This is a genomic window from Burkholderia sp. FW306-1C-G01B (assembly GCF_058781685.1).
Map to the genome: position 1 here is coordinate 57854 of NZ_JBYSWZ010000018.1, position 26419 is coordinate 84272.

Here is a 26419-nt window from a genome sequence, read left to right on the forward strand (position 1 = left end):
CGCTGTCACGTTGCCCCGATCCGCTCCGCTTGCGCCGGCGGCAACAGCGCGTCGCTGTCGTCCTTCAACCCGACGCCCGTCAGCCCGAGCCTGCGCGCATGCGTCATCAGGTAATGCAGCTTGTGCGCGGCGGCCGCGTGCGGCAGCCCTTCGGGCCGCACGTTCGAGATGCAGTTGCGCAGCGCGTCGTGGCAGCCGACCTTCGGCGCCCACGTCAGATACACGCCGAGGCTGTCCGGCGAGCTGAGCCCCGGCCGTTCGCCGATCAGCATCGCGACGACCTTCGCGCGCAGCAGCTCGCCGATCTCGTCGCCGAGCGCGACGCGCGCCTGCTTCGCGACCACCACCGGGCCGATCCGCCAGCCGTCCGCGTCGAGCCTTGGCCGCACGGCCTGCAGCAGCGGCAGCGCCTGCTTCGCGGCCGCGAACGCCGACAGCCCGTCGCCGACCACGAACACGACGTCGGGCGCATCGTCGAGCGCCGCGCCGTAACCGGCCAGCAGCCCGCGGCTGTCATCGGAAAGCTTGCGGCCGAGATCGGGCCGGCGCAGATAGTGGTCGCGGTCCGGCGCGGCGCTCTGCACGCCGAGCGTCGGCAGCAGGCCGGCCGCCTCGATCGCGCGCCGCAGCGCGTCCGCGTCGAGCGGCTGGTGCACGGCGTCGCGCGCCTGCGCATGCGACAGGTTGAAGGCCAGCAGCGGCGCGGTCGGCAAGCTGTTGCCCGCGCGGCCGAGCGCGATTCGCGCGTTCGTGAACGACTTCAGCTGGCCCCACGGATTCTTTTCGACGGCATCGCTCATGCTGACAACCCCATCCAGTCGTTCGCGCCGGCCAGAAGCGGCACGCGGGCCGACGCGGCGCGCAGCGCGCCGTGCGCATCGGCGATCTCCATCGTCTCCAGCCACTCCTCGAACTCCGGTGCGCGACGCAGGCCGAGCACCTCGCGCACGTAGAGCTGGTCGTGAAACGACGTGCTCTGGTAGTTCAGCATCACGTCGTCCGCGCCCGGAATTCCCATGATGAAGTTGATGCCGGCCGCGCCGAGCAGCGTCAGCAAGGTATCCATGTCGTCCTGGTCGGCTTCCGCGTGGTTCGTGTAGCAGATGTCGCAGCCCATCGGCACGCCGAGCAGCTTGCCGCAGAAGTGATCCTCGAGCCCCGCGCGGATGATCTGCTTGCCGTCGTACAGGTATTCGGGCCCGATGAAACCGACCACCGTGTTCACGAGGAACGGCTCGAACTTGCGCGCAACGGCATACGCGCGCACTTCGCAGGTCTGCTGGTCGACGCCGTGATGCGCGTTCGCCGACAACGCGCTGCCCTGGCCCGTCTCGAAGTACATGAGATTGTTGCCGACGGTGCCGCGCTTCAGCGACAACGCGGCCTCGCGCGCCTCGCCGAGCAGCGCGAGCGAGATCCCGAAGCTTGCGTTCGCCTTCTCGGTGCCCGCGATCGACTGGAACACGAGATCGACCGGCGCGCCCTTCTCGATCGCCGCGATCGTGTTGGTCACGTGCGTGAGCACGCACGACTGCGTCGGCACGCCGTAGCGTTCGCGGAACCCGTCGATCATCGCCAGCAGCTTCACGATCGCCGCGAGGCTGTCGGTCGCCGGGTTGATGCCGATCATCGCGTCGCCGCAGCCGTACATCAGCCCGTCGAGCATCGACGCGGCGATCCCCTTTACGTCGTCGGTCGGGTGGTTCGGCTGCAGCCGCACCGACATCCGGCCGGCCAGCCCGACCGTGTTGCGAAAGCGCGTGACCACGCGGCGCTTGCGCGCGGCCGCGATCAGGTCCTGGTTACGCATCAGCTTCGACACGGCCGCGACCATCTCGGGCGTGAGGCCCGGCGCGATCCGTTCGAGCGCCGCGCCGTCGGCCGCGGGCGACAGCAGCCAGTTGCGGAAATCGCCGACGGTCAGATGCGAGATTTCCGCGAACGCGGCAGCGTCGTGATCGTCGACGATCAGGCGCGTGACCTCGTCGTCTTCATACGGGATCACCGCTTCGTTCAGGAACGCCTTCAGCGGCACGCCCGCGAGCGCGATCTTCGCGGCGACGCGCTCCTCCTCGCTCGCCGCCGCGACGCCGGCGAGCTGGTCGCCGGAACGCAGCGGGCTCGCCTTCGCGAGCAGCGTCTTCAGGTCCGCGAAGCGGTACGTGCGCGGACCGATCGTCTCCGTATAGGACATCGTGCGAGTCTCCTTCCTTGCCAAAAGCCGACGGCGCGCCCGTTCGACGGGGCGCGCCGGATGCCGTCAGGAACGGCCGTTCACCTTCGCCATGCTCACTCCTCCAGCAGCGCGTCGCCGGGCGCGCTCGCGCGCTGCGAACGGGTCGCGAGGAAGTACGCGTAGCCCACCGCGAGGAAGCCGACGAACACCAGCGCGACCAGCCCGTTGAAATACACCATCGTACCGAGACAGACGAGCGCCGCAAGAATCGCGAATGCCGGGAAGATCGGGTACAGCGGCGCGCGGAACGGCCGCGCCATGTTCGGCTGCGAGCGGCGCAGCTTGAACAGCGACGCCATGCTCACGATATACATCACGATCGCACCGAATACCGACATCGTCACGATGTTCGCGGTCAGCGTCTGCCCGCCGAACTGGATCAGCTCGTCGCTGTAGATCGCCGCGATGCCGACCACGCCGCCCGCGAGGATCGCGCGATGCGGAGTCTTGAAGCGCGGATGCACCTTCCCGAGCCATTCCGGCAGGTAACCTTCGCGGGCCAGCGCGAAGATCTGGCGCGAATAGCCGAGGATGATCCCGTGGAACGACGCGACGAGCCCGAACAGCCCCAGCCACACGAGCATGTGCATCCAGCCGCTGTTGGCGCCGACGATGTACTTCATCGCCTGCGGCAGCGGGTCGTTGATGTTCGCGAGCTTGGTCCAGTCGCCCGCGCCGCCGGCGAACACCATCACGCCGATCGCAAGCGCGACGAGGGTCAGGATCCCGGCCACGTAGGCGATCGGAACCGAGCGCTTCGGGTTCTTCGCTTCCTCGGCGGCCATCGCGACGCCCTCGATCGCGAGGAAGAACCAGATCGCGAACGGGATCGCCGCGAACATCCCGTGGAATGCGCCGACGCTGAAATGATCGGCGCCCGACCAGCCGCCCTTCATGAAGTTGCTCCACGTGAAGCCCGGCGACACGACGCCCATGAACACCAGCAGTTCGAAAATCGCGAGCAGCGTGACGACGAGTTCGAACGTCGCGGCGATCTGCACGCCGACGATGTTCAGCGCCATGAACACGAGATACGCGCCCATCGCCGCGTGTTTCGGCTCGAGGCCGGGAAACTGCACGTGCAGGTATGCGCCGATCGCGAGCGCGATCGCGGGCGGCGCGAACACGAACTCGACGAGCGTCGCGGCGCCGGCGAGATAACCGCCCGTCGGGCCGAATGCACGGCGCGCATACGCGAACGGGCCGCCCGCGTGCGGGATCGACGTCGTCAGCTCGGTGAAGCTGAAGATGAAGGTCGTGTACATCGCCGCGACGAACAGCGCGGTGACGACGAAGCCCAGCGTACCGGCGCTCGCCCAGCCGTAGCTCCAGCCGAAGTATTCGCCGGAAATCACGAGGCCGACCGCGATGCCCCACAGTTGCCAGGTCCCGAGCGTCTGCTGCAGCGCGGGCTGGCCGGACGACTTGGCGCCGGCGGCGGGCCGGCCATTCGACTCTGCTTTCATCGGACTCTCTCCTCAAATGCGCCGGGCCTGACGGCCTGCGCGACTGAGAATCGATGCTAGAGAGTCATTAAACGACGTGTTATCGAAATTCGGCAAAGATCGCGGCTGACATTTCGCTGACGGAAACGCCGAGCCCGGCCGCGCGACGCGCTCCGATGCACCGGGCGCGCACGCCTGACCGCCCCCTGCGGCCACCGCCGCCGGCCGCGCGAAGCGGCCGGACGGATGCGCGCGGCAGGCTTACTGGCCGCTGCGCTGGTTGAACCAGCGGTCGAGCAGCTTGCCGGCCGCTTCGCGGCCGCCGAGGCCGAACGACAGCGCGACGGCCACCGCGATCGCGCCGAGCACGAGGCCGAACGCGAGCTGGACGATCTCGTTCGCGATGCCCATCGCGCGCAGCCCCATCGCGAACACGAGGCCGAGGATCGCGAATTGCGCGATGCGCGCGAACAGCACGCTGTGCTCGCGATCGGCCTGCTCGATCACGCGGCGCGCGAGGCCCGCGAGCCACACGCCGATCACGAGGATCACGCCGCCCATCAGCACATGGCCGCCGAATTCGATGAACAGCGTGACGACGTCGCGCACCTGCGAGAAGCCGAGCCGGTTCGCGGCTTCGACCGACGCGAACAGCATCGCGAAGAACACGATCAGCCGCGCGACCAGCACCGACGGCTGCAGGATTCCCGAGAACACGCGTTCGACGCCGAGCACGGCCGGCAGCCCGTCGGCGCCGGCGGCTTCCAGCAGCTTCTGCGCGAGCGACGCGACGAAGCGCGCGAAATAGAACGTGACGAGCACGATCACGATCGCCGCGACGATGTCCGGCACCGCGCCGAGGAACTGGTTCAGCATGTTGGTCGCGGGGCCCGAGATCGCGTCGATCTTCAGCGCGTCGAGCGCGGAGATCAGCGTCGGCACGAACACGAACACGTAGACGATCGTGCCGATCAGGCTCGACACGCGCACCGGCGTCGGGCTGTCGAGACGCTGCGTGAGGCGGTCGGCGCCGGCGGCGGCGAGCAGGTTCGTCACGAGGCCGCGCAGCACGCGCGCGACGACCCAGCCGACGAAGCCGATTACCGCGGCCGCGAACAGGTTCGGCACGATCGCGAGCAGCTTGTCGACCATCCCCTGCACCGGCGACAGCAGCCCCGACAGCGCGAACGACGCGAGGATCGCCGGCAGGAACATCAGGATCACGAGCCAGAACAGCACGTCGCCGAGATAACCGCTCATCGGCTGCATGCCCGTGCCTTCGGACAGCTTGTCGTCGATCTTGCTCGCCTTCAGCGCGCGGTTCGCGAGGCTGCGCAGCAGCGACGCGATCAGCCACGCGATCAGCGTCAGCGCCGCGCCGCCGATCAGGTTCGGCAGGTAGTCGACGATGTGCGTGACGAGCAGCGAGAACGGATTGGAAACCGCGTACAGGTTGAGCACGTTGAAGATGCCCACCGCGGTGACGAGCAGCACGAGCCAGAACAAGCCGCCTGCGATGATCCGCTCGACGTACGCGCCCTGGCCGGTGCTTTCGTTGATCCGCTGATCGACCTTCAGCGCGCTGAGCAGGCGCAGCGCGCCGGCCCGCGCCACCACCGCGATCAGCCAGCCGATCACCAGGATGCCGATCGCGCCGGCGATCTTCGGCAGATATCCGCCTAGCGTGGTCTGCAGCGACGTGATGAAGCTGGAAGCATCCATTTCTTGTTCTCCCGAAAAACGTGGCGTTGCGATTGAACATCGACGAACTACCTGCGTACTTCGAATGGTGTGCGTTGCCGCTTGAGCAACTTACCCGAGAAAAATGACGCCTTCACCCGATTTCACCGTCTTTAACTTTAGTCATAGATCGCACGGGGACAAGACCCCATTTCGGCAAATAAAAAGGGGCGGATTTGTCGACCGCTACGCATTTCCGCAAGATTTATCCATTCGGGCCGTGCTACCGTGGCTTCGGTTCTTGCCCGGACACGCCGATGACAGTCGAAACGAAAACCGACAAACCCGCGTGGGTCCGCTATGCGGCCAGCGTGGCGCGCGTCCACGAATACATCCGCGCGCACCTCGACGGGCCGCTCGACCTGAACCGGCTCGCCGAAGTCGCGTGCCTGTCGCCGTATCACTGGCAGCGCGTCTACCGCGCGCTGTACGGCGAGTCGATCGTGCTGACGGTGCGGCGGATGCGGATCGTGCGCGCGTCCGAGGATCTCGTCTGCACTGCGCGGCCCATCGACGAGATCGCGCGGCGCGCGGGCTACGGTTCGACGCACGCGTTCGCGCGGGCGTTTCGCGACGCATACGGCGTGCCGCCCGCGCAGCACCGGCGCACGGGCGTCCACCGGCCCATCTATCCGCTACAGAGAGGAGAGGAAGACATGTTCAAGCATGAAGTCGAGATCCGGCGCCTGCCGGAACTGCGCGGCTACGCGGTGGCGCACACCGGCGCGTACCTGAAGGTCGGCGACGCGTTCGCGCGGATCGGCGCGTGGGCCGGGCAACACGGGCTGATCGGCCCGGGCGCGAAGATGATCGGGATTTTCTACGACGATCCGGACACGACGCCGGAAGCGCAGTTGCGCGCGAAGGCCTGCTTCATGCCGGCCGACGGCACGCCGGACGTCGAGCCCGTGCCGCCCGTCGAACGTGCGGCGGTAGCGGGCGGCGAATACGCGGTGCTGCTGCATACGGGGCCGTATGCGGACCTGAAGACCGCCTACCAGTGGCTCTACGGCGACTGGCTGCGTCACTCGGGCCGCGAGGCCGCCGACGCGCCGCCGTTCGAGCTGTACCTCAACACGCCGATGGATGCGGCGCCGGCCGACCTGCGCACCGAGATTTACCTGCCGCTGCGCTGATCGAAGGGCCGGTGCGCCGGGGCGAGCCGGCGCGCTGTTCCAGGGCGATGTCCGTTGCGGGCGCCACGCCGTCGTTGGCGGTTCCGATGCCGGCAACCAGGCCGGCGATTGCGCGTTAGCCGGCCTGCGTCCCGCAGCCCGGGCAGAAGCGCGCGTCGGCGGCCAGCGCCGCGTGACAGCGGCTGCAAGCCTTGGCGCGCTGCGACGCGCCGCACTGCGCGCAGAAACGCGCATCCGCCGCGTTGAGCGCACCGCAGCCCGCGCAGGCGAGCTGGCTCAGCGGCATGTTGCCGCCTTGGCCGCCTTGACCATCGGCCGGCGCCTGCCAGCCCCAGCCGTGACGATCGCGACCGCGCGCATCGTGGCCGCCGTGCCCGTCCCGGCGCTGCCCGCCGTGATGCCCGCCACCGCTACTGCTGTTGCCGTGCCCGCTGCCGTGGCCGCCCAGGATCCGTTTCAGAAAACTCATCGCACGCTCCTCAACGCGTGGCCTGCGCGCCGCCGAATGCCCCTGAGGACGACAGCAACCGCAAGCCGTTGGCGACGACGATCAGGCTCGCGCCCGCGTCCGCGAATACCGCCATCCACATCGTGCCGAGCCCCGCGACCGTGAGGCCGAGGAACACGATCTTCACGCCGAGCGCGAAACCGATGTTCTGCACCAGCACGCGGTGCGTCGCGCGCGACAGCCGCACGAACGCGGGAATCTTGCGCAGGTCGTCGTCCATCAGCGCGACGTCGGCCGTCTCGATCGCCGTGTCGGTGCCCATCGCGCCCATCGCGAAACCGATGTCGGCCCGCGCGAGCGCCGGTGCGTCGTTGATCCCGTCGCCGACCATCCCGACCGCGCCCGCGCCGCCGGCCGACAGTTCCTCGACCGCCGCGAGCTTGTCTTCGGGCAGCTGGTTGCCGCGCGCGTCGTCGATGCCGGCCTGCTGTGCGATGGCTTGCGCAGTGTGCGGGTTGTCGCCCGTCAGCATCGCGGTGCGGATGCCGAGCGCGTGCAGGTCGGCAATCGCGTCGCGGCTCGTGTCCTTGATCGTGTCGGCCACCGCGAAGATGCCGAGCACGCGCGCGTCGTCGACCAGCACCACGACGCTCTTGCCCTGCCGCTCGAGCGCATCGAGCTTCGTTTCGAGGGCCGGCGAGCAGCGCTCGAGTTCCTCGACGAGCCGATGGTTGCCGAGCCAGTAGCGCGTGCCGTCGATCGTGCCGCGCACGCCGCGCCCGACCAGCGCTTCGAAGTCCTGCACATCGGCGAATGCCGCCGTTCCGGCGTCGCGCGCCGCGGCCGCGATCGCCTGCGACACCGGGTGATCCGAGCGCGCGGCGAGGCTCGCGCCGAGGTGCCGGATACGCTCGGCATCGACGTCGGTCGCATGCGCGTCGAAGTCGGTCTGCACCGGCTTGCCGTGCGTGATCGTGCCGGTCTTGTCGAGCGCGAGCCACGCGAGCTTGCGCCCTTCCTCCAGATAGACGCCGCCCTTCACGAGAATCCCGCGCCGCGCGGCGGCCGCGAGCCCCGATACGATCGTCACCGGCGTCGAGATCACCAGTGCGCACGGGCACGCGATCACGAGCAGCACCAGCGCGCGGTAGATCCAGTCGTGCCACGCACCGCCCATCACGAGCGGCGGCACCACCGCGACCAGCAGCGCGACCGCGAACACGATCGGCGTGTAGACGCGCGCGAACTGGTCGACGAAGCGCTGCGTCGGCGCCTTCGCACCCTGAGCCTCCTCGACCGCATGGATGATCCGCGCGAGCGTCGAGTTGGCCGCAACGGCCGTCACGCGGTATTCGAACGAACCCGCTTCGTTGATCGTGCCTGCGTACACCGCATCGCCGGCCGTCATTTCGACAGGCAGGCTCTCGCCGGTGATCGGTGCCTGGTTGACCGTCGAGCGGCCGGCGACGACTTCGCCGTCCAGCCCGATCCGCTCGCCCGGCTTCACGCGCACGACCGCGCCGAGCGCGACCTGCGCGGCCTCGATCGTGCGCCACGACCCGTCGGCATCCTGCACGGTCGCGGTGTCCGGCGCGAGCTGCATCAGGCCCTGGATCGCATTGCGCGCGCGGTCGAGCGACTTCGCCTCGATCAGCTCGGCGATCGTGAACAGCACCATCACCATCGCGGCTTCCGGCCACTGGCCGATCGCCATCGCACCCGTCACCGCGATGCTCATCAGCGCGTTGATGTTCAGGTTGCCGTTGCGAATCGCGATCCAGCCCTTCTTGTACGTGGTGAGCCCGCATGCGAGCACCGCGACGAGCGCGAGCGCCGCCGACAGCCACACCGGCAAGCCGGCCCAGGTCGCCCCCTCGGACGCGATCGCGGCGACGCCCGCCAGCGCCAGCGGCCACCACGGCTTCGCGGGCGCGTCGGCGACGCGCGCGGCCGGTGCGCCGGCCGCTGCGGCCTCGGGCGTCATCCCGAGCGTCCGGATCGCGCTTTCGATCGCCGGCTGGGCGCCCGGCACGTGCTCGACGGTCAGCATCCGCTGCATCAGGTTGAATTCGAGCGCCGACACGTCGCTCATCCCGCCGAGCTTCTTGCGGATCAGCGTTTCCTCGGTCGGGCAGTCCATCTGCATGATCCGGAACGCGGAGCGCACGTGGCCCGATGCGGTCGCCTGCGCGACCGGCAGCGGTGCGAGCGTCAGCGCGGCGGGCGCGCAGCAGTCGCCGGCCGCGTGATCGTGATCGTGATCGTGATCGTGGTCGTGGTCGTGGTCGTGGTCGTGGTCGTGGTCGTGGTCGTGGTCGTGGCCGGCATCGTCGTGCGCGGCGTGGTCGTGCGAGCACGCCGCGCCGTGTACATGCGCGTCGCCATGTGCATGATCGTGGCCGGCATCGCCGTGCGAACACGCGGCACCGCGCCGATGCGCGCCGCCGTGTGCATGGTCGTGATCGTGCCCCTCACCGCCGCCGTGGCCGCGCGATGCGGCGTCGCCATGCGCGTGCTCGCCGGCCGCCGGCACCTCGTTGGCAACGGTCGCCGCGTGCGTGTCGCGCGCGTCGGCGCAGCACGTGTCGGCGCCGCCGGCATGGCGGTGTCGTGGGTCGTGGGTACGCTGGGCGTCGGTCATGACAACCTCCTTTATGGCTTGACGGTGTAGAGTTAACACCCTGAAGCCACTACAAGGTCAACCCTTGCACGGGAGAAAGGCATGAAGATTGGCGAACTGGCCAAAGCGGCCCGCTGCACCCCCGAGACGATCCGTTTCTACGAGAAAGAGGGGCTGATGCCGGACGCGGAGCGCACCGACGCGAACTACCGCAACTACACCGACGTGCACGTGGAACGGCTGCGCTTCATCCGCAACTGCCGCGCGCTCGACATGGCGCACGACGAGATTCGCACGCTGCTGCAGCTCACCGACACGCCGGCCGACCGCTGCGATTCGATCAATTCGCTGCTCGACGACCACATCGGACACGTCGACGCGCGCCTCGCGGAACTCACGCATCTGCGCGACCAGCTCACCGAATTGCGCCGCAAATGCGTTGGCGAGCATTCGGTCGAGGATTGCGGAATCGTGCATGGTCTCGCGACGATGGAAACCGTCGCGCCGGCAGCGAAGCGCTCGCACCTCGGCTGAAACCCTTGTGAAATAAGATAGTCTGATTGAAAATAGTTATATTCTTACTAGATATAGCATAACTATTTATGTCAACGAGCCGCCCGTCCCCGCTCGCGCTGGCCGTCCTCGCGACGCTCACCGAAACGCCGATGCATCCGTACGGGATGCTGCAGCAACTGAAGGCCCGCGGGTACGACGAAGTCGTCAACGTGCGGCAGCGCACGAGCCTCTACCAGACGATCGACCGGCTGCTGCGCGACGGGCTGATCGCCGTGCACGACACCGAGCGCGACGGCGCTTTCCCCGAGCGCACGCTGTATGCGCTGACCGAAGCCGGGCACACGGCGGGCCAAACGTGGCTGCATGCGCTGCTCGCGGAGCCCGCGCGTGAATTTCCGGTGTTCGGCGCCGGCCTCGCGTTCCTGCCGCTGCTCGACGCAGAAGATGCGCGGCACCAGCTCGAACTCCGGATTGCCCGGCTCGACGCCGAGCGCGAGCGCCTGGAAGCGCTGCGCAATGCCGCGCAGGCCGACCAGGTGCCGCGCCTGTTCCTGCTGCAGAACGAACACGCGCTCGTGCTGCTCAATGCGGAACTCGACTGGGCGCGCAGCGTCGTCGAACACCTGAAGATCGGCGCGCTGCGCTGGGTGGACGGCTGACCAGTAACGAAGGCCGAATCCCGCCGGCAACGGAAATCGCCCCGGTCAAAGCACCTTGCCGGGATTCAGGATGCCGCGCGGGTCCAGCGCGGCCTTCAGGCATCGCATCAGCCCGATTTCCGCGTCGCTGCGCGTGTGCGCGAGATAAGGACGCTTGAGCGCGCCGATCCCGTGCTCGGCCGACACCGAGCCGCCCATGTCCCGCACCACCGCGTACACGCAGTGATCGAGCGCGTCGGCGTCCGCGTCGGTCATCGTGGCCAGCGACACGCCGATATGCACGTTGCCGTCGCCGACGTGGCCGAAAAACAGGCACGTGAGCGCCGGCCAGCGCACCCGCAGCGCCGCCTCGCAGCGTTCGGCGAACGCGCCGAGCTCGCCCGTCGGCAAACTCACGTCGAAGTTGACGAGCTGCGGCAGCGCATCGATCGCGAGGCCTTCGCGCAGCGTCCACAGGTCGCGCGCCTGCCGCTCCGACGTCGCGAGCACCGCATCGTCCACGAGCCCTGCTTCGATCCCCGCCGCGAGGCCGGTTTCCAGCGCTCGATGCGCATCGCCGCCCGGCGCGCTCGTCGCGCACTCGATCAGCACCGCGAAACCGCCGTCACCCGCGAACGGCGCAGTGACGCCCGGCGTGTGGCGCGCGACGTAGTCGTAGAAGGCCGGCCACATCGCCTCGAAGCTGACGACCTCGGGCAGCGTGCGCACGCGGTTCCACAATCCGACCACCGCGTCGTAATCGCGCACGCGGCAGAGCGCGGTGGCCGGCGCGGCGAGCAACGGGTGCAGCCGCAGCACGGCGCGCGTGACGACGCCGAGCGTCCCCTCGCTGCCGATGAACAGCTGCTTCAGGTCGTAGCCCGCGTTGTTCTTCAGCATCCGGTTCATCGACGACACGACCGTGCCGTCCGCGAGCACAGCCTCGAGCCCGAGCACCTGCTCGCGCATCATCCCGTAGCGGATCGCGCGCGTGCCGCCCGCGTTCGTCGCGAGCATGCCGCCGATCTGGCACGAGCCGCGCGCGCCGAGATCGACGCCGAACGTGAAGCCCGCCGCTTCCGCGGCTTCCTGCACCGTCTGCAGCGGCGTCCCGGCGCGCACGGTCATCGTGCCGGCCGCCGCGTCGAGCGCTTCGATGCCCGCGAAGCGTTCCATCGACAACACGACCTCGCCGCCGAGCGCGACCGCCCCGCGTGCGAGCCCCGTCAGCCCGCCTTGCGGCACGACCGGCTGGCCGAGCCGCGCGCACAGCGCGAGCGTGCGCGACACGTCGTCGACGCTGCGCGGGCGCACCAGCGCACGCGGCCGCACGCCGGCCGGCTCGTTGTACGCGGTGAAGTAACGCGGCTCGATGTCGGCCGCGCGCGTGACGAGCGCGTCGCCCAGTTCGGCGACGAGCACGGCGTCGAGCGCATCGTCCGACAATGGCGCGCCGCCCTGTTCGCCGCCCGCGGCGGCCGGGTTCGGGTTCTGCATCGCGCGCGGCCCCGCTTACTTCGTCGAGATGTCGATATCGCCGAAATACTTCAGGCCGAGCGACTTCACCGTGCCGTCCGCCTTCAGCTTGTCGATCGCCGCGTCGAGCTTCGCCTTCAGCGCGTCGTCGCCCTTGCGCAGGCCGAATGCGATGCCGCTGCCGAGGATCCGGTCGTCGTGCACGGGCTGGCCGACGAACGAGAAGCCCTTGCCGTCCGGGCGCGACAGGAAGCCGCGCTGGCCGGACGGTGCGAGCACCAGTGTCGCATCGAGACGGCCCGCCACGAGGTCCGCATACGCCTGGTTCTGGTCCTGGTACGCGACGACCGCGACGCCGGCCGGCTCCCAGTGCGCCTTCGCGAAGGTTTCCTGGATCGACGCCTGCAGCACGCCGACGCGCTTGCCCTTCAGCGATTCGGGCGTCGGCAGCAGGCCGCTGCCGGTGCGCGCGATCAGCTGGGTCGGCACGCGATAGATGATCGTCGTGAAGTCGATCGCCTGGCGCCGCTGCTCGGTCGCGTTCATCGCCGAGTTGATCGCGTCGAACTTGCGGCCCTTCAGCGCGGGAATCAGGCCGTCGAACGACGTCTCGACCCATTTGCACGACAGCTTCGCCGTCTGGCAGACGGCATTGCCGACGTCGATGTCGAAGCCCTGCAGGTCGCCGTTCGGCGCTTTCGATTCGAACGGCGGGTATTGCGCCTCGAGGCCGAAGCGCAGCGTCTGCGCGTCGGCGAGCGCCGCGCCGGAGCCGATTGCGCACGCGAGTGCGAATGCGAGTTTCAGGGTTGCCGTGTGCTTCATCGTGATCTCCTGGGTCTGGTCGATGCGACGTCCTCGTCGCCGGTTTCATTGCTTACAGCGAACGCAGCCGCCGCGCGCCTTCGACCAGCGTCGCGTCGTCCTTCGAAAAACTGAGCCGGATCACGCCGGCGTCGGTGCCGTCGGTATAGAACGCCGACAGCGGAATCGTCGCGACGCGCGCGTCGCGGATCAGGCGCAGCACGAAATCGCAGTCGCTTTCGTCCGAGAAGTGCCGGAAGCGCGCGAGCATGAAGAACGAGCCTTCGCTCGGCAGCAGCTCGAAACGCGAATCGGCCAGCTCGCGTGCGAGCAGGTCGCGCTTGGCCTGGTAGAACGCCGACAGGCCGAGATAGCTGTCCGGCCGCGCGAGGATCTCCGCGAACGCGACCTGCATCGGCGTGTCGGCAGCGAACACCATGAACTGGTGCACCTTGCGGATCTCGTCCATCAGCTCGGCGGGCGCCAGGCAATGACCGACCCGCCAGCCGGTCACGTGGAACGACTTGCCGAACGACGACACGATCACGCTGCGCTCGGCCAGCTCGCGGTGGCGCGCCACACTCTGGTGCAGCGCGCCGTCGAATACGACGTGCTCGTAGACCTCGTCGGACAGGATCACGATGCCGGTGTCGCGCGTGAGCTGCGCGAGCCGCTCGAGATCGTCGGCCGAGAACACGGTCGCGGTCGGGTTGTGCGGCGTGTTCACGATGATCATCCGCGTGCGCGGCGTGATCGCCGCGGCCACCTCGTCCCAGTTCACGCGGAAATGCTCGGGCGACAGCTTGATCGCGACCGGCGTCGCGCCCTGCAGCCGCACGATCGGCGCATAGCTGTCGAACGACGGCTCGAAATAGATCACTTCGTCGCCCGGATGCACGAGCGCGCTGATCGCCGCGTACAGCCCTTCGCTCGCGCTCGCGATCACCGTGATCTCGGTCGCCGGGTCGTAGCGCGTGCCGTACAGCGCCTCGGTCTTCTCGGCGAGCCGCTCGCGCAGCGCCATCACGCCGGCCATCGGCGAGTATTGGTTGTGCCCGTCGCGCATCGCGCGCGCGACGCCTTCGACGAGCGCCGGATCGGGCGCGAAATTCGGCGCGCCCTGCGACAGGTTCAACGCATCGTGTTGCGCGGCCAGCTGGCCGATCACCGTGAAGATCGTCGTGCCGACGTCGGGCAGTTTCGAACGGGGCGCGGTGGCGCTTCGCATGACTCCTCCTTCTGATGTCCTTCGGGCTGGCCCGCGCGACACGCGCGGCCCTGCATCTGCCGCATGATTTAGCCCCAGCCAATATCGGCGGACAATCGAAAGTTCGTCATGGCGGCCATGCATTTTTCTCATGGCTCACGGTGTGAAGCACGCAGCGGCAAGGCTGAACTGCCGGCCTGATATGCGAATCAGGCATTACCCGTAGGGGATGCTACGCGTCCGCCGCCGCCAGATACGCGAGCAGCACGGCCCGCAGCTCGCCGCGCAGCGCGGCGAAGTCGAGCGCGGGCCCGAGCGTCAGCAATGCCTGCGAGAGGCCGCCGTAGCAGACCGTATGCGCCATCCGCGCGAGCCCGTCGAGCCGCGCGGCCGGCGGCGGATCGGCCGCGTGCGCGAGCGCGTCGCGCCACAGCGCGACATATGCGTCGTAATGCCGGCGGTATGCGGCGAGCGGCGACACCTGCCGCTCCAGCGCGAAGAACGCGCTCCACAGCGCGGCGTCGGCGCCGATCGCGTCGACCTGCAGGTCGACGAGCGCCACGGCGAGTTCGGCCCGCGGCGCGCCGCGCAGCCGCTCCGCCGCATCGCGCAGCCGGTCGGCCATCGCCAGCACATGCCGGTGGATGCAGAGCGCCGCGAGGCTCTGCTTGTCGCCGAAATACTCGTAGAAGGTGCCGATGCTCACGCCCGCGACGGCCGCGATCTCGCGAATCGTCGCCTTCGCGTAGCCGCGTTCGAGCAAAAGCCGAACGAACGCCTGCTGCAGCGCGTCGGAGCTCGCCTGTGCGCGCGACTGGCGCGGCCGGCGGCGCAACGCGGGCGCGGGTTGCGCCGCCGGCTGGCCGGGCGGCGCCGGAACCTGAACATGTCGCGGCGGCATATTTGCTACTCTGGAATTCAGCAGGGCATGCGTTTACCGGGAGCCGGAACCAGCGCCGCAGCGCCACCCGTGTTGCATGACGCCGGCCGCCCGCGAAGCATGAGACCGGAGACAACCTCGATGACCGAATCGACTCACGCCGTCACGAACCAGTTCGACGAACTGGTCGACTATAACCTCTTCGCGACGGACATCGCGCTGCGCGACGCGCTCGCCCGAGCGGGCGCCGACTGGGCCGTGCCGCAGCTCGACGCGTACGGCGCGCGGCTCGGCAGCGCCGACACCGCGCAACTCGCCGACGAAGCGAACCAGCATCCGCCGGAACTGAATGCGTTCGACCGGCGCGGCCGGCGCATCGACCGCGTCGATTTCCACCCGGCGTGGCACGCGCTGCTCGGCCAGTACCGCCACGAAGGCTTCGTATCGCTCGCGTTCCGCGACACACGCCGCGGCCGCTGGGCCGCGACCGCGGCCGGCTTCTACCTGCACGGCCAGATCGAGGCCGGCACGCTGTGCCCGGCGACGATGACGCAGGCCGCGATTCCCGTGCTGCAGAAGGAGCCCGCGCTGTGGAACCTGCTGCGCGACAAGCTCTACAGCGACGACTACGATCCGCGCGACGTGCCGGTCGCCGCCAAGCGCTCGATCTGGTTCGGCATGGGGATGACCGAGAAACAGGGCGGCTCCGACGTGCGCGCGAACACGACGCTCGCCACGCCCGTCGGCGCGGGCGGGCGCGGCGGCGAATACCTGCTGCGCGGCCACAAGTGGTTCTTCTCCGCGCCGATGTGCGATGCGCACCTCGTCGTCGCGCACACCGAAGGCGGCAGCCCGTCGTGCTTCTACGTGCCGCGCTGGCGGCCGGACGGCACGAAGAACGCGGTCGAGATCCAGCGGCTGAAGAACAAGGTCGGCAACCGCAGCAATTCGAGCAGCGAGATCGAGCTGAACGACGCGTGGGGGATCATGCTCGGCGACGAAGGCCGCGGCATTCCGACCATCATCGAGATGGCCACCTACACGCGGCTGAATTGCGTGCTCGGCAGCGCGGCGATGCTGCGCCAGGGCGTCGTGCAGGCGATCGCGTACACACGCCAGCGCCACGCGTTCGGCCGCGCGCTCGCCGAACAGCCGCTGATGCGCACCGTGCTCGCCGATCTCGCGCTCGAAAGCGAGGCCGCGCTCGTACTCGCGATGCGTCTTGCCGACGCGTTCGAGCGCGACGACTCGCCGCGCGAACGCGCGTGGAAGCGCATCGTCACACCCGCCGCGAAATTCTGGGTCTGCAAGCGCGCGGTCGAGCTGACCGGCGAGGTGATGGAAGTGTTCGGCGGCAACGGCTACGTCGACGACGGCCCGATCGCGCGGCTGTTCCGCGAGGCGCCCGTCAACTCGATCTGGGAAGGCTCGGGCAACGTGATGTGCCTCGACGTGCTGCGTGCGGTGTCGCGCGAGCCCGACTCGGCCGCCGCGCTGTTCGCCGAACTCGCCGACCTCGGCGCGGGCGAACCGCGCATCCGCTCGGCGCTCGACGCGCTGCGCGCGATGCTTGCCGCGCCGGCCGACACGCTCGAAGCGTCGGGCCGCGTGTTCGCGCAGCGGCTCGCGCTCGTCGCGCAGGCGTGCCTGCTGCGCCGCGATGCGCCGGCGGCCGTCGCCGACGCGTTCGTCGCGACGCGGCTCGCGGCGCCCGACTGGGGCCGCATCGCGGGCGGCTTCGATCCGCACGCGCTCGACGTCGCCGCGCTGCTGCAGCGCGCGTATCCGGCCTGACGCCGGTTCGCTCGCCTGAGTTCGCCTTCGTTCGCCCCGCCCGGAGCCCCATGAACCTCGTCGCCGCCCTCGACCGCGCCGCCCGCGCGACGCCCGACAAGCCGTTCCTCATCAGCGAATCCGCGACGATCACCTATGCCGCCGCGCGCGAGCGCTCGCACCGCGCGGCGGCCGTGCTGAGCGCGCTCGGCATCGCGGCCGGCGACCGCGTCGCCGCGATGTGCTTCAACACGCCGGCCTTCGTCGACCTGATGTTCGGCGTGTGGCGGCTCGGCGCGACGTTCGTGCCGGTCAACCACAAGCTGCAGGCGCCGGAAGTCGACTACGTGCTCGAACACAGCCGCAGCAAGGCGCTCCTGTTCGACGTGGCGCTCGCGCCGGTGGTCGAACGCATCGTTCATCCGGCGCGGCGCCTCGTGACCGAAGGCGAGCTCGACGGCGTGCCGTGCTTCGACACGATGAGCGTAACGATGGACGGTGTCGCGGGCATCGAACCGGCCGACGGCGACATCGCGCAGATCCTCTATACGTCCGGCACGACCGGCCGCCCGAAAGGCTGCGTGCACAGCCACCGCACCGTGACGCTCGCGGCGATGTCGGCGGCGCTCGCGACCGGCATCGGCCGCAACGAGCGCACGCTGGTGGCGATGCCGATCTGGCATTCGTCGCCGCTCAACAACTGGTTCGGCGGCACGCTGGTCGCGGGCGGCACCGTCGTGCTGCTGCGCGAATACCATCCGTTGCGCTTCCTGCAGGCCGTCGAGCGCGAGCGCGTGACGCTGTATTTCGGCGCGCCGGTGTCGTACACGCTGCCGCTCGACACGATCGACGGCTTCGCGGCGTTCGACCTGTCGAGCGTGCGCGCATGGTTGTACGGCGGCGGCCCGATCGGCGCCGCGCAGGCCGAACGGCTCGCACGCGCGTATCGCAGCGACGCGTTCTTCCACGTGTACGGGATGACCGAAACGGGGCCGGCCGGCACGACGCTGTATCCGGACGAGCAGATCGCGAAGGCCGGTTCGATCGGCCGCCACGGCGGCCCGGGCGTCGACCTGCGCGTCGTGCGGATGGACGGCATCGATGCGCAACCGGGCGAGACCGGCGAGATCTGGCTGAAGGCCGACAGCATGATGCTCGGTTATCTCGACGATGCGGCCGCGACGCGCGCCGCGTTCGCGCCGGGCGGCTGGTATCGCACCGGCGACGTCGCGCGGATCGATCAGGATGGCTACCTGTTCATCGTCGACCGGCTGAAGGACATGATCGTGACCGGCGGCGAGAACGTCTATTCGAAGGAAGTGGAGGACGTGCTCGGCGCGCATCCGGACATCGCCGAGGCGGCCGTCGTCGGCGTCCCGCATCCGGACTGGGGCGAGACGGTCGTCGCGCACGTCGTGATGCGCGCGGGCGCGGCGCCCGACGCGGACGCGCTGCGCGCGTTCTGCAGCGAGCGGCTCGCCGCGTACAAGATCCCGCGCGAGTTCGCGTTCGCGCAGGCGCTGCCGCGCACGCCGACCGGCAAGCTGCAGAAATTCCTGCTGCGCGTGCGCAAGGAGTAGCGCCCGCTCACGCCCCATGAAAAAAGCCACCAGGCCCGACGGCCCGGTGGCTTTTTCGCATGATCGACCGGGCAGCGACGTGCGCCGCCGCCCGCGAGTCACAGGCTGCTTACTTGCCGCCGATGCTCTTCAGCGGCTTCCACTCGCCCTTCTCGACCTTGTACATCGTGATGCCGCCGTTCTTCAGGTCGCCCTTCGCGTCATACGCGACGTGCGTCGACGTAACGCCCGCCATGTCGCTCTTCGCGAGCACCGGCAGGTACTTCGCCGGATCGGTCGAATCGGCCTTCTTCATCGCGTTGAGCATCGCCATCGCGCCGTCGTATGCGTACGGCGAGTAGGTCTGCACTTCTTCGCCGAAGCGCTTCTTGTACTTGTCGGCGTAGGCCTTGCCGCCAGGCATCTCTTCGAGCGGGAGGCCCGCCAGCGAAGCGATCGTGCCTTCCGACGCGTTGCCCGCGATCTTCAGGAACGTCGGCGTCTTCACCATTTCGCCGCTCATCAGCGGTGCCGCGATGCCGAGCGCCTTCATCTGCTTGACCATCGGCGCTGCCTGCGAATCCGCGCCGCCGTAGTAGACGAGGTCCGGCTTCGCCGCCTTCAGCTTGGTCAGGATCGCCTTGAAGTCGACCGCCTTGTCGTTCGTGAATTCGCGGTCGACGATCGTCGCGCCGCCGGCCTTCGCGGCCTTCTCGAACTGGTCGGCGAGACCCTGGCCGTAGGCCGTGCGGTCGTCGACGATCGCGATCTTCTTCATGCCGAGATCCTTCGACGCGAACGTGCCGGCCACCGAGCCCTGCTGCGTGTCGGACGTCATCATGCGGAAGGTCGTCTTGTAGCCTTGCTGCGTGTATTCCGGTGCCGTCGCCATCGCGATTTCCGGAATGCCAGCGTTCGCGTAGATGCGCGAAGCCGGGATCGTCGTGCCCGAGTTGAAGTGGCCGAGCATGCCCTTGATGCCGTCGTCGACGAGCTTCTGCGCCACCGTCGTGCCCGTGCGCGGGTCGGCCTGGTCGTCCTGCGTGCTGAGCACGAACTTCACGGGCTTGCCGCCGATCTTCGGGTTCGTCGCGTTGAAGTCTTCCAGCGCGAGCACGATCCCGTTCTGCATATCCTTGCCGTAGTGCGCCTGCGCGCCCGTCATCGGCCCTGCGTAACCGATCTTCACGTCATCCGCATGGGCCGTCCCCGCCAGCGACATGACCGCGACGAACGTCGCGCCTGCCACCTTTTTCATCGTGTGTTGCATAGCATCTCCTTGGTACCAGGGTAAATGAAGCGGCTTCGGGATCGCCTTGCCGCTTCTTTGTTTGATCCGAACGGCAAGGATGATCAGCCGATCGTCATCAAATTCGCATTGCCGCCCGCCGCGGCCGTGTTCACGCTGACCGAGCGCTCGGTCAGCAGCCGCTCCAGCGCGTAGTCGTCCGCGTCGCCGTTCTCGAACGCGCCCACCGACACGCCCTGCACCGACACGATCGGGCCCGGCCGCTGCGCGACGTCCTTCACGAGCGTCTGCAGTTCGTCGCTGTCGCCTTCGAACAGCACCGCGTCGAACGCCGCGTCGGCCTGCTTGCGCACGGCCGCGTGCGGCTTCAGCGACGCCGGCAGCGCGGCGACGAGCGCCTCGCCGGCCGCGCCGGCGAACAATGCGCGGTTGCCGGTCGCGAGCACCGCCGCGAACTGCGCGCGCGCGCCGCCCGGCGTCGCCGCGACACACAGCACCGTGCCGCGCGGGCCGAGTGTATACGTGTTTCGCTCGCCCGTCGGGCCGGTCAGCACCGCGGTCGCGCCGGCCGGCACCTGCGCGAGATAACCGTCGCAACGCGCGGCCAGCGCCGGTTCGCGCTGCTCGATCAGCCAGTCGCGCAGCGTCGTGAGCGCCGCCGCCGGGTTGCCGCGCGCGTCGCCTTCGACCGCGCCGTCCGCCACCAGCGTCTGCGCGAGCGAGCGCGGCAGGCCCGACGGACGCGTCGCGAGCAGGCGCTGCAGGTACAGCGCGCCGCCGGCCTTCGGGCCCGTGCCCGACAGCCCTTCGCCGCCGAACGGCTGCACGCCGACCACCGCGCCGATCACGTTGCGGTTCACGTAGATGTTGCCGACGTGCGCGTTCGAGATCACGTGTGCGATCGTCTCGTCGATCCGCGTGTGGATGCCGAGCGTCAGGCCGTAACCCGTCGCGCGGATCTGCTCGAGCAGCTTGTCGAGCTGGTTGCGGCGATAGCGCACGACGTGCAGCACGGGGCCGAACACTTCACGCTTGAGCTCGTCGATGCTGCCGATCTCGATCAGCGTCGGCGGCACGAACGTGCCGTGCGCGCATGCATCGGGCGCCGGCAGTTGCGTGACCGCGTGGCCCTTGTCCTTCATCGCCGCGACGTGCGTGTCGATCGTCTGCTTCGCTTCGCCGTCGATCACCGGGCCGACGTCCGTCGACAGCCGGTCGGGGTTGCCGAGCGCGAGCTCGTGCATCGCGCCCTTCAGCATCGTCAGCGTGCGGTCCGCGACATCGTCCTGCAGACACAGAACGCGCAGCGCCGAACACCGTTGACCGGCCGAGTCGAACGACGACTGCATCACGTCTGCGACGACCTGCTCCGCGAGCGCCGACGAATCGACGATCATCGCGTTCTGGCCGCCCGTTTCCGCGATCAGCGGGATGGGCTTGCCGTCCGGGTCGAGGCGAGCCGCCAGCGTCTTGTTGATCAGGCGCGCGACTTCGGTCGAGCCCGTGAACATCACCGCGCGCGTGCGCGGATCGGCGACCAGCGCCGCGCCGACGGTCTCGCCGTCGCCCGGCAGCAGTTGCACCGCGCCGGCCGGCACGCCGGCCTCGCGCAGCAGGCGCACGGCTTGCGCGGCGATCAGCGGCGTCTGTTCGGCCGGCTTCGCGAGCACCGTGTTGCCGGCTGCCAAGGCTGCCGCCACCTGGCCCATGAAGATCGCGAGCGGGAAGTTCCACGGGCTGATGCAGACCACGGGGCCGAGCGGGCGGTGCGTGTCGTTCGAGAATTCGTCGCGGATCTGCGCGGCGTAGTAGCGCAGGAAGTCGACCGCTTCGCGGATCTCGGCGATCGCGTTCGGCAGCGACTTGCCGGCTTCGCGCACGATCAGGCCCATCAGCGTATGCATCTGCGCTTCGAGCAGGTCGGCTGCACGCACGAGGCAATCGGCACGCGCGTCGACCGGCGTTGCCTGCCAGATCGGCGCGGCGGCCACCGCGTGCGCGAGCGCCGCGCTTACGTGTTCGGCCGTCGCTTCGCTGACCGTGCCGACCGTGTCGCGCTGGTCGGCCGGGTTGCGCACGTCGCGGGCCGGTGCGTCGGCGAGCGCGTCGTCGGCGAGCATCGGCGCCGCACGCCACGGGAAATGCGCGCTCGCGAGCAGCGCGGACGACAGCGACGCGAGACGGTGTTCGTTCGACAGATCGAGACCCATCGAGTTGGGACGCTCGTCGCCGTACAGGTTGCGCGGCAGCGGAATCTTCGCGTGCGGCGCGCCGAGCGGCACGACCTTCATCGCTTCGTCGACCGGATCGGCGACCAGCTCCTTCACCGACACGGTTTTATCGGCGATGCGGTTCACGAACGACGTGTTCGCGCCGTTTTCCAGCAGGCGGCGCACCAGGTACGCGAGCAGCGTCTCGTGCGTGCCGACCGGTGCGTACACGCGGCACGGACGATTCAGCTTGTCGCGGCCCGTGACTTCCTCGTACAGCGGCTCGCCCATCCCGTGCAGGCACTGGAATTCGTACTGGCCCGGGTAGTAGTTCTGGCCCGCGAGCTGGTAGATCGCGGCCAGCGTGTATGCGTTGTGCGTCGCGAACTGCGGGTAGACGGCGTCGGGCGCCGCGAGCAGCTTCTTCGCACACGCGAGGTACGACACGTCGGTGTAGATCTTGCGCGTATAGACCGGATAGCCTTCGAGGCCGTCGACCTGCGCACGCTTGATCTCGCTATCCCAGTACGCGCCCTTCACGAGACGGATCATCAGGCGGTGACGGCTGCGGCGCGCGAGATCGATCAGGTAGTCGATCACGAACGGGCAGCGCTTCTGGTAGCCCTGCACGACGAAGCCGATGCCGTTCCAGCCCGCGAGATCCGGATCGAAGCACAGCGCCTCGAGCAGGTCGAGCGACAGTTCGAGCCGGTCGGCCTCTTCCGCGTCGATGTTCAGGCCGATGTCGTAGCGGCGCGCGAGCAGCGCGAGCGCGCGCACGCGCGGCAGCAGCTCGCTCATCGTGCGGTCCTGCTGCGAGCGCGAATAGCGCGCGTGCAGCGCCGACAGCTTGATCGAGATGCCCGGGCCCTCGTAGATGCCGCGGCCGCCGGCCGCCTTGCCGATCGCGTGGATCGCCTGCTCGTACGACGCGTAGTAGCGCTGCGCGTCCTCTTCGGTCGTCGCCGCTTCGCCGAGCATGTCGTACGAGTAGCGGAAGCCGCGCGCTTCGTACTTGCGGCTGTTGGCCAGCGCTTCGGAGATCGTCTCGCCGGTGACGAACTGCTCGCCCATCAGGCGCATCGCCATGTCGACGCCCTTGCGGATCAGCGGCTCGCCGCCGCGGCCGATCAGGCGCGTGAGCGCCGACGACAGGCCCGCTTCGCTGTTGGTCGTCACGAGCTTGCCGGTGATCATCAGCCCCCAGGTCGCCGCGTTCACGAACAGCGACGGCGCGTGGCCGACGTGCGAGCGCCAGTCGCCCTTGCTGATCTTGTCGCGGATCAGCGCATCGCGCGTCGCGCGATCGGGAATGCGCAGCAGCGCTTCGGCGAGGCACATCAGCGCGACGCCTTCCTGGCTCGACAGCGAGAACTCGTGGATCAGCCCTTCGACGCCGCCGCCCGAGCTCTTCTCGCGCAGCGCCTCGACGAGCTTCGTCGCCAGCGCCTGCGCGTCCGCCTGCAGGTTCGCGGGCAGGCGCGCCTGGCCGAGCAGGAACGGCACGCATTCCGGCTCGGGGCGGCGGTACGCGGCCGTGATCGCCGCGCGCAGCACCGATTGCGGCTGCACGTTCTGCGCGAACTCGAGGAACGGATGCGGCGAGTTGTCGTCGTCGCCGTCCGCAGCCTGACCGTCGGCGAGCTCCGTGACACCACTGTGGCCCGACAGCTCGGGCGGCAGCTGGCCGTGCTCGATCCGCTCGAGATACGCGAAGATCGCCTGCTTGATCAGCCAGTGGGGAGTGCGCTCCAGACGCGCGGCTGCGTCCTTGAGGCGCGAGCGGAGAATGTCGTCGACTTTGACGCCGAGAGTCGTGCTTGCCATGGTGGGTTCGTGCGCCGGTGCGAGCCCGGCAATGTGGTGTGAGAGGATGCGCGAAATCCTACGGCACGCAATAAAAAGGTGCAACCAAATTGAGAGATGGGTTGCACCCTTGAGTTAGTCAATATAATCAGCCACTTAGAAGGTTGCAACCTAGGGGTTGCCCGTGGTCCGGGGATCGGTGTTTTCCCTGATCGAACCGATTCGACATGCGCGTGCAACCCCCGGCGCGCACGGCAGCGGACGAAAACGGGTTGCACTGGGTGTGGCGGCGAGTGAGCCGCCTGATATGAGTGCGCGACGAGAGACGGTTCGGAGGGGCCCGGCGGCCCGGGCTTCAATGCGGAAGCGCGCCGCGCGACGGCTGCGCGGGGCGCCGCTCAGATATCCAGCGGATCGACTTCGACGCTCCACCGCAGCACGCCCTTCAGCGCACGCAGCTCCGGCTGCCATGCGCGCAGCGCATGCTGCAGCGCCGCTCGCGATGCGCTTTCGAGCAGCAGCTGCGCACGGTGGACGTTCGCGACCTTGACGATCGTCATCGGCACCGCGTCGTACACGGTCACGCGATCGGCGCCCGGCAGCCCCGGCAACGCGGCTGCGGCCTGCAGCAGGAACGCGAGCGCCGCGTCGAGCGTGCGCCCTTCGGCGCGCAGCAGCGCCTGGTAGACGAACGGCGGCAGGTGCGCGTCGCGGCGCTCGCCGAGCGTCGAATTCGCGAAGCCGACGTAATCCTGCCGCCCGAGCGCGTGGTACAGCGCGTGACGCGGGTAGCGCGTCTGCACCATCACCTCGCCCGGCAGCCCGGCGCGGCCCGCGCGGCCGCTCACCTGCATCAGCTGCGCGAACAGCCGTTCGCTCGCACGGAAGTCGTGCGAGAACAGCGCGGTGTCGGCATTGAGCACGCCGACCAGCGACACGCGCTGGAAGTCGTGCCCCTTCGCGATCATCTGCGTGCCGACGAGGATGTCGACCTCGCCCGCGTGCACGTCGGAAAAGAGCGCCTGCGCGCTGCCCTTGCGGCGCGTGCTGTCCGCGTCGATCCGCAGCACGCGCGCGCCCGGCACGGCCTCGGCGAGCGCCTCCTCGATGCGCTGCGTACCGCGCCCGAGCGGCGCGATGTCGACGTTGCCGCACTCGGGGCACGACCGAGGAATGCGCGCCTCCCAGCCGCAGTGATGGCAGCGCAGCGCATGCTCGGGCTTGTGCAGCACGACGTACGCGCTGCAGCGCGGGCAGCCCGCGACCCAGCCGCAGGCGTCGCACGCGAGCTGCGGCGCGTAGCCGCGCCGGTTCAGGAACACGAGGCTTTGCTCGCCGCGCTCGAGCCGCGCCTTCAGCGCCGCGACGAGCGGCCCCGACAGCCCGCCCATCGACGCGCGCCCGCGCCGCCGTTCCTCTTCGAGATCGATCAGCCGCACGGTCGGCAGCGTCGCGTCGGCCACCGCGCGGCGCGACAGCGTGAGCCGCGTGTAGCGGCCCTGCTCGGCCTGCCACCAGGTTTCGAGCGACGGCGTTGCCGAGCCCAGCACGACCGTGATGCCGAGCTGCTTCGCGCGCCACACGGCGAGATCGCGCGCCGAGTAGCGCAGCCCTTCCTGCTGCTTGTACGCGGGCTCGTGCTCCTCGTCGACGACGATCAACGCGAGCGTCGGCATCGATGCGAGCACCGCGAGGCGCGTGCCGAGCACGATCCGCGCGCGGCCCGTGTGCGCGGCGAGCCAGTTGCGCGCGCGCTCGCCCTCGGCGAGCCCGCTGTGCAGCGTGACGATCGCGTCGTCTGCGAGCGCACCCGCGAAGCGCGCGCGAAACGCGGCCTCGAACTGCGGCGTCAGGTTGATTTCAGGGACGAGCACGAGCGCCTGCGCGTCCGGCCGCGCGTCGAGCAGCGATGCGAGCGCATGCAGATAGACCTCGGTCTTGCCGCTGCCCGTCACGCCGTGCAGCAGGAACGGCGCGAAACCCTGCGCGGCGCGGATCGCGTCGAGCGCCTCGGCCTGCTGGTCGGTGAGCGCCGGCGGCACAGCTCGTCCACCGGTTGTCGACAGGTTATCCACAGCTTTGGGCACAGGCGCGCCGTTCCAGCCGATCTCCTCGACGTCGACCCAGCCGCGCACCGCCCAGTCGTCGAGCGTCGCGGCCGCCTTCGGATGCAGCGCGCGCGCGTCGGGCAGTCCCAGCGAGCCGGTGTCGACGAGCGCCTGCGCGAGCCGCCGCAGCGCGGCCCCGCGCGCGGGCAACGCATCGGGCAGCGCCGCACGGCCGGCTTCCGTCGGCCGGTAGCGCACCTCGGGCGCCAGCAGCCGCCCCCAGCGTCCGGCGTCGCGCAGCGCCTGCGGCAGCGCCGGCAGCGCGACCTCGCCGCGCCCGCGCTGATAGTAGTCGGCGGCGAACGACACGAGCGCGAGCCAGTCCGCCGACAGCGGCGGCAAGTCGGTGCAGATCGCGTCGATCGCGCGCAGCCGGGACGGCGGCACGTCGGTGTGAGTCGTCACTTCGCAGACGAGTCCGACAGCCTGCCGCTTGCCGAACGGCACCTGCACGAGCGTGCCGGGCACGGGTGCCGGTTGCGCATCGCAGCGGTAGTCGAACAGGGTCGCGAGCGGATGGTCGAGCGCGACGCGCAGGTAGGTACCGTTCATCACGGCGCCCCGGCGG

At 69.3% G+C, this 26419-nt stretch carries 19 protein-coding genes; 6 read left to right on the forward strand and 13 right to left on the reverse strand.

Annotation, left to right across the window (positions count from 1 at the left end; genetic code table 11):
* Positions 1 to 5 precede the first annotated feature (5 nt).
* The 4 genes from eutC to AC3WLY_RS29630 all read right to left on the reverse strand — a co-directional run bounded on the left by eutC (position 6) and on the right by AC3WLY_RS29630 (position 5403).
* Positions 6 to 800, reverse strand: coding sequence for an ethanolamine ammonia-lyase subunit EutC (gene eutC, locus AC3WLY_RS29615; protein WP_492309671.1), 795 nt, complete (start codon positions 798 to 800; stop codon positions 6 to 8).
* On the reverse strand, positions 797 to 2194 hold the full coding sequence (locus tag AC3WLY_RS29620) for an ethanolamine ammonia-lyase subunit EutB (RefSeq protein WP_034183858.1): 1398 nt from the start codon (positions 2192 to 2194) through the stop codon (positions 797 to 799). The genes eutC and AC3WLY_RS29620 overlap by 4 nt, the downstream gene beginning before the upstream one ends.
* A gap of 95 nt (positions 2195 to 2289) precedes the next feature.
* Entirely contained in the window at positions 2290 to 3702 is a 1413-nt protein-coding gene (eat, locus tag AC3WLY_RS29625) for an ethanolamine permease (protein WP_492309670.1), read from the reverse strand.
* A gap of 240 nt (positions 3703 to 3942) precedes the next feature.
* The gene (locus tag AC3WLY_RS29630) at positions 3943 to 5403 is read right to left on the reverse strand and encodes a mechanosensitive ion channel (RefSeq protein ID WP_492309669.1); all 1461 of its coding nucleotides are present in this window, start codon (positions 5401 to 5403) and stop codon (positions 3943 to 3945) included.
* A 275-nt stretch (positions 5404 to 5678) separates the two neighbouring features.
* Between AC3WLY_RS29630 and AC3WLY_RS29635 the strand changes: the two genes are divergently transcribed.
* Positions 5679 to 6557 carry an AraC family transcriptional regulator gene (locus tag AC3WLY_RS29635; RefSeq protein WP_175962692.1) on the forward strand — a complete coding sequence of 293 codons (879 nt, stop codon included), beginning with the start codon at positions 5679 to 5681 and terminating at the stop codon, positions 6555 to 6557.
* Between the two features lie 115 nt (positions 6558 to 6672).
* Here AC3WLY_RS29635 and AC3WLY_RS29640 read toward each other — a convergent pair whose 3' ends face one another.
* Together AC3WLY_RS29640 and AC3WLY_RS29645 are read right to left on the reverse strand one after the other, a co-directional pair.
* Complete coding sequence (locus tag AC3WLY_RS29640) at positions 6673 to 7026, reverse strand: zinc ribbon domain-containing protein (protein ID WP_175962691.1); 354 nt, start codon at positions 7024 to 7026, stop codon at positions 6673 to 6675.
* Between the two features lie 10 nt (positions 7027 to 7036).
* Entirely contained in the window at positions 7037 to 9145 is a 2109-nt protein-coding gene (locus tag AC3WLY_RS29645) for a heavy metal translocating P-type ATPase (RefSeq protein ID WP_492309668.1), read from the reverse strand.
* A 105-nt stretch (positions 9146 to 9250) separates the two neighbouring features.
* On the opposite strand from AC3WLY_RS29645, the gene AC3WLY_RS29650 reads away from it, so the two are divergent.
* The 3 genes from AC3WLY_RS29650 (at position 9251) to AC3WLY_RS29660 (ending at position 10800) form a co-directional block, all read left to right on the forward strand.
* Complete coding sequence (locus AC3WLY_RS29650) at positions 9251 to 9676, forward strand: hypothetical protein (protein WP_492309667.1); 426 nt, start codon at positions 9251 to 9253, stop codon at positions 9674 to 9676.
* 51 nt (positions 9677 to 9727) lie between these two features.
* On the forward strand, positions 9728 to 10159 hold the full coding sequence (gene cadR / locus AC3WLY_RS29655) for a Cd(II)/Pb(II)-responsive transcriptional regulator (protein ID WP_492309666.1): 432 nt from the start codon (positions 9728 to 9730) through the stop codon (positions 10157 to 10159).
* Positions 10160 to 10227: 68 nt separating this feature from the next.
* Positions 10228 to 10800, forward strand: coding sequence for a PadR family transcriptional regulator (locus AC3WLY_RS29660; protein ID WP_096472151.1), 573 nt, complete (start codon positions 10228 to 10230; stop codon positions 10798 to 10800).
* 45 nt (positions 10801 to 10845) lie between these two features.
* Here the strand turns inward: AC3WLY_RS29660 and AC3WLY_RS29665 are convergent, their stop codons facing one another.
* From AC3WLY_RS29665 to AC3WLY_RS29680, 4 genes are all read right to left on the reverse strand, one after another.
* The gene (locus AC3WLY_RS29665) at positions 10846 to 12276 is read right to left on the reverse strand and encodes an FAD-binding oxidoreductase (protein ID WP_492309665.1); all 1431 of its coding nucleotides are present in this window, start codon (positions 12274 to 12276) and stop codon (positions 10846 to 10848) included.
* A gap of 15 nt (positions 12277 to 12291) precedes the next feature.
* Positions 12292 to 13080, reverse strand: a complete 789-nt coding sequence (locus tag AC3WLY_RS29670; RefSeq protein ID WP_034188156.1) for an ABC transporter substrate-binding protein — start codon at positions 13078 to 13080, stop codon at positions 12292 to 12294.
* Positions 13081 to 13132: 52 nt separating this feature from the next.
* Positions 13133 to 14287 (reverse strand): pyridoxal phosphate-dependent aminotransferase, encoded by a 1155-nt coding sequence (locus AC3WLY_RS29675; RefSeq protein WP_492309664.1) that lies wholly within the window; start codon positions 14285 to 14287, stop codon positions 13133 to 13135.
* Positions 14288 to 14498: 211 nt separating this feature from the next.
* A complete protein-coding gene (locus tag AC3WLY_RS29680) occupies positions 14499 to 15167 on the reverse strand; it encodes a TetR/AcrR family transcriptional regulator (protein WP_492309663.1) in 669 nt (222 codons plus the stop codon).
* Between the two features lie 120 nt (positions 15168 to 15287).
* Between AC3WLY_RS29680 and AC3WLY_RS29685 the strand changes: the two genes are divergently transcribed.
* Positions 15288 to 16940 (forward strand): acyl-CoA dehydrogenase family protein, encoded by a 1653-nt coding sequence (locus tag AC3WLY_RS29685; RefSeq protein WP_492309662.1) that lies wholly within the window; start codon positions 15288 to 15290, stop codon positions 16938 to 16940.
* Positions 16941 to 16990: 50 nt separating this feature from the next.
* Entirely contained in the window at positions 16991 to 18499 is a 1509-nt protein-coding gene (locus tag AC3WLY_RS29690) for a class I adenylate-forming enzyme family protein (protein WP_492309661.1), read from the forward strand.
* A 109-nt stretch (positions 18500 to 18608) separates the two neighbouring features.
* Here the strand turns inward: AC3WLY_RS29690 and AC3WLY_RS29695 are convergent, their stop codons facing one another.
* From AC3WLY_RS29695 to AC3WLY_RS29705, 3 genes are all read right to left on the reverse strand, one after another.
* Positions 18609 to 19748: a branched-chain amino acid ABC transporter substrate-binding protein gene (locus tag AC3WLY_RS29695; protein WP_105390381.1), complete on the reverse strand. Its 1140-nt coding sequence runs from the start codon at positions 19746 to 19748 to the stop codon at positions 18609 to 18611.
* An 83-nt stretch (positions 19749 to 19831) separates the two neighbouring features.
* Positions 19832 to 23764: a trifunctional transcriptional regulator/proline dehydrogenase/L-glutamate gamma-semialdehyde dehydrogenase gene (gene putA, locus AC3WLY_RS29700; protein ID WP_492309660.1), complete on the reverse strand. Its 3933-nt coding sequence runs from the start codon at positions 23762 to 23764 to the stop codon at positions 19832 to 19834.
* Between the two features lie 377 nt (positions 23765 to 24141).
* Positions 24142 to 26403 carry a primosomal protein N' gene (locus tag AC3WLY_RS29705; RefSeq protein WP_492309659.1) on the reverse strand — a complete coding sequence of 754 codons (2262 nt, stop codon included), beginning with the start codon at positions 26401 to 26403 and terminating at the stop codon, positions 24142 to 24144.
* Between the last annotated feature and the right edge of the window lie 16 nt (positions 26404 to 26419).

Coding starts and splice junctions, on each gene's coding strand:
- AC3WLY_RS29620 (WP_034183858.1), bottom strand. CDS start 2,194: ATGTCCTATACGGAGACGATCGGTCCGCGCACGTACCGCTTCGCGGAC.
- eutC (WP_492309671.1), bottom strand. CDS start 800: ATGAGCGATGCCGTCGAAAAGAATCCGTGGGGCCAGCTGAAGTCGTTC.
- AC3WLY_RS29675 (WP_492309664.1), bottom strand. CDS start 14,287: ATGCGAAGCGCCACCGCGCCCCGTTCGAAACTGCCCGACGTCGGCACG.
- AC3WLY_RS29660 (WP_096472151.1), top strand. CDS start 10,228: ATGTCAACGAGCCGCCCGTCCCCGCTCGCGCTGGCCGTCCTCGCGACG.
- AC3WLY_RS29670 (WP_034188156.1), bottom strand. CDS start 13,080: ATGAAGCACACGGCAACCCTGAAACTCGCATTCGCACTCGCGTGCGCA.
- AC3WLY_RS29665 (WP_492309665.1), bottom strand. CDS start 12,276: ATGCAGAACCCGAACCCGGCCGCCGCGGGCGGCGAACAGGGCGGCGCG.
- AC3WLY_RS29690 (WP_492309661.1), top strand. CDS start 16,991: ATGAACCTCGTCGCCGCCCTCGACCGCGCCGCCCGCGCGACGCCCGAC.
- AC3WLY_RS29685 (WP_492309662.1), top strand. CDS start 15,288: ATGACCGAATCGACTCACGCCGTCACGAACCAGTTCGACGAACTGGTC.
- AC3WLY_RS29705 (WP_492309659.1), bottom strand. CDS start 26,403: ATGAACGGTACCTACCTGCGCGTCGCGCTCGACCATCCGCTCGCGACC.
- cadR (WP_492309666.1), top strand. CDS start 9,728: ATGAAGATTGGCGAACTGGCCAAAGCGGCCCGCTGCACCCCCGAGACG.
- AC3WLY_RS29635 (WP_175962692.1), top strand. CDS start 5,679: ATGACAGTCGAAACGAAAACCGACAAACCCGCGTGGGTCCGCTATGCG.
- putA (WP_492309660.1), bottom strand. CDS start 23,764: ATGGCAAGCACGACTCTCGGCGTCAAAGTCGACGACATTCTCCGCTCG.
- AC3WLY_RS29630 (WP_492309669.1), bottom strand. CDS start 5,403: ATGGATGCTTCCAGCTTCATCACGTCGCTGCAGACCACGCTAGGCGGA.
- AC3WLY_RS29695 (WP_105390381.1), bottom strand. CDS start 19,748: ATGCAACACACGATGAAAAAGGTGGCAGGCGCGACGTTCGTCGCGGTC.
- AC3WLY_RS29640 (WP_175962691.1), bottom strand. CDS start 7,026: ATGAGTTTTCTGAAACGGATCCTGGGCGGCCACGGCAGCGGGCACGGC.
- AC3WLY_RS29680 (WP_492309663.1), bottom strand. CDS start 15,167: ATGCCGCCGCGACATGTTCAGGTTCCGGCGCCGCCCGGCCAGCCGGCG.
- AC3WLY_RS29645 (WP_492309668.1), bottom strand. CDS start 9,145: ATGGACTGCCCGACCGAGGAAACGCTGATCCGCAAGAAGCTCGGCGGG.
- eat (WP_492309670.1), bottom strand. CDS start 3,702: ATGAAAGCAGAGTCGAATGGCCGGCCCGCCGCCGGCGCCAAGTCGTCC.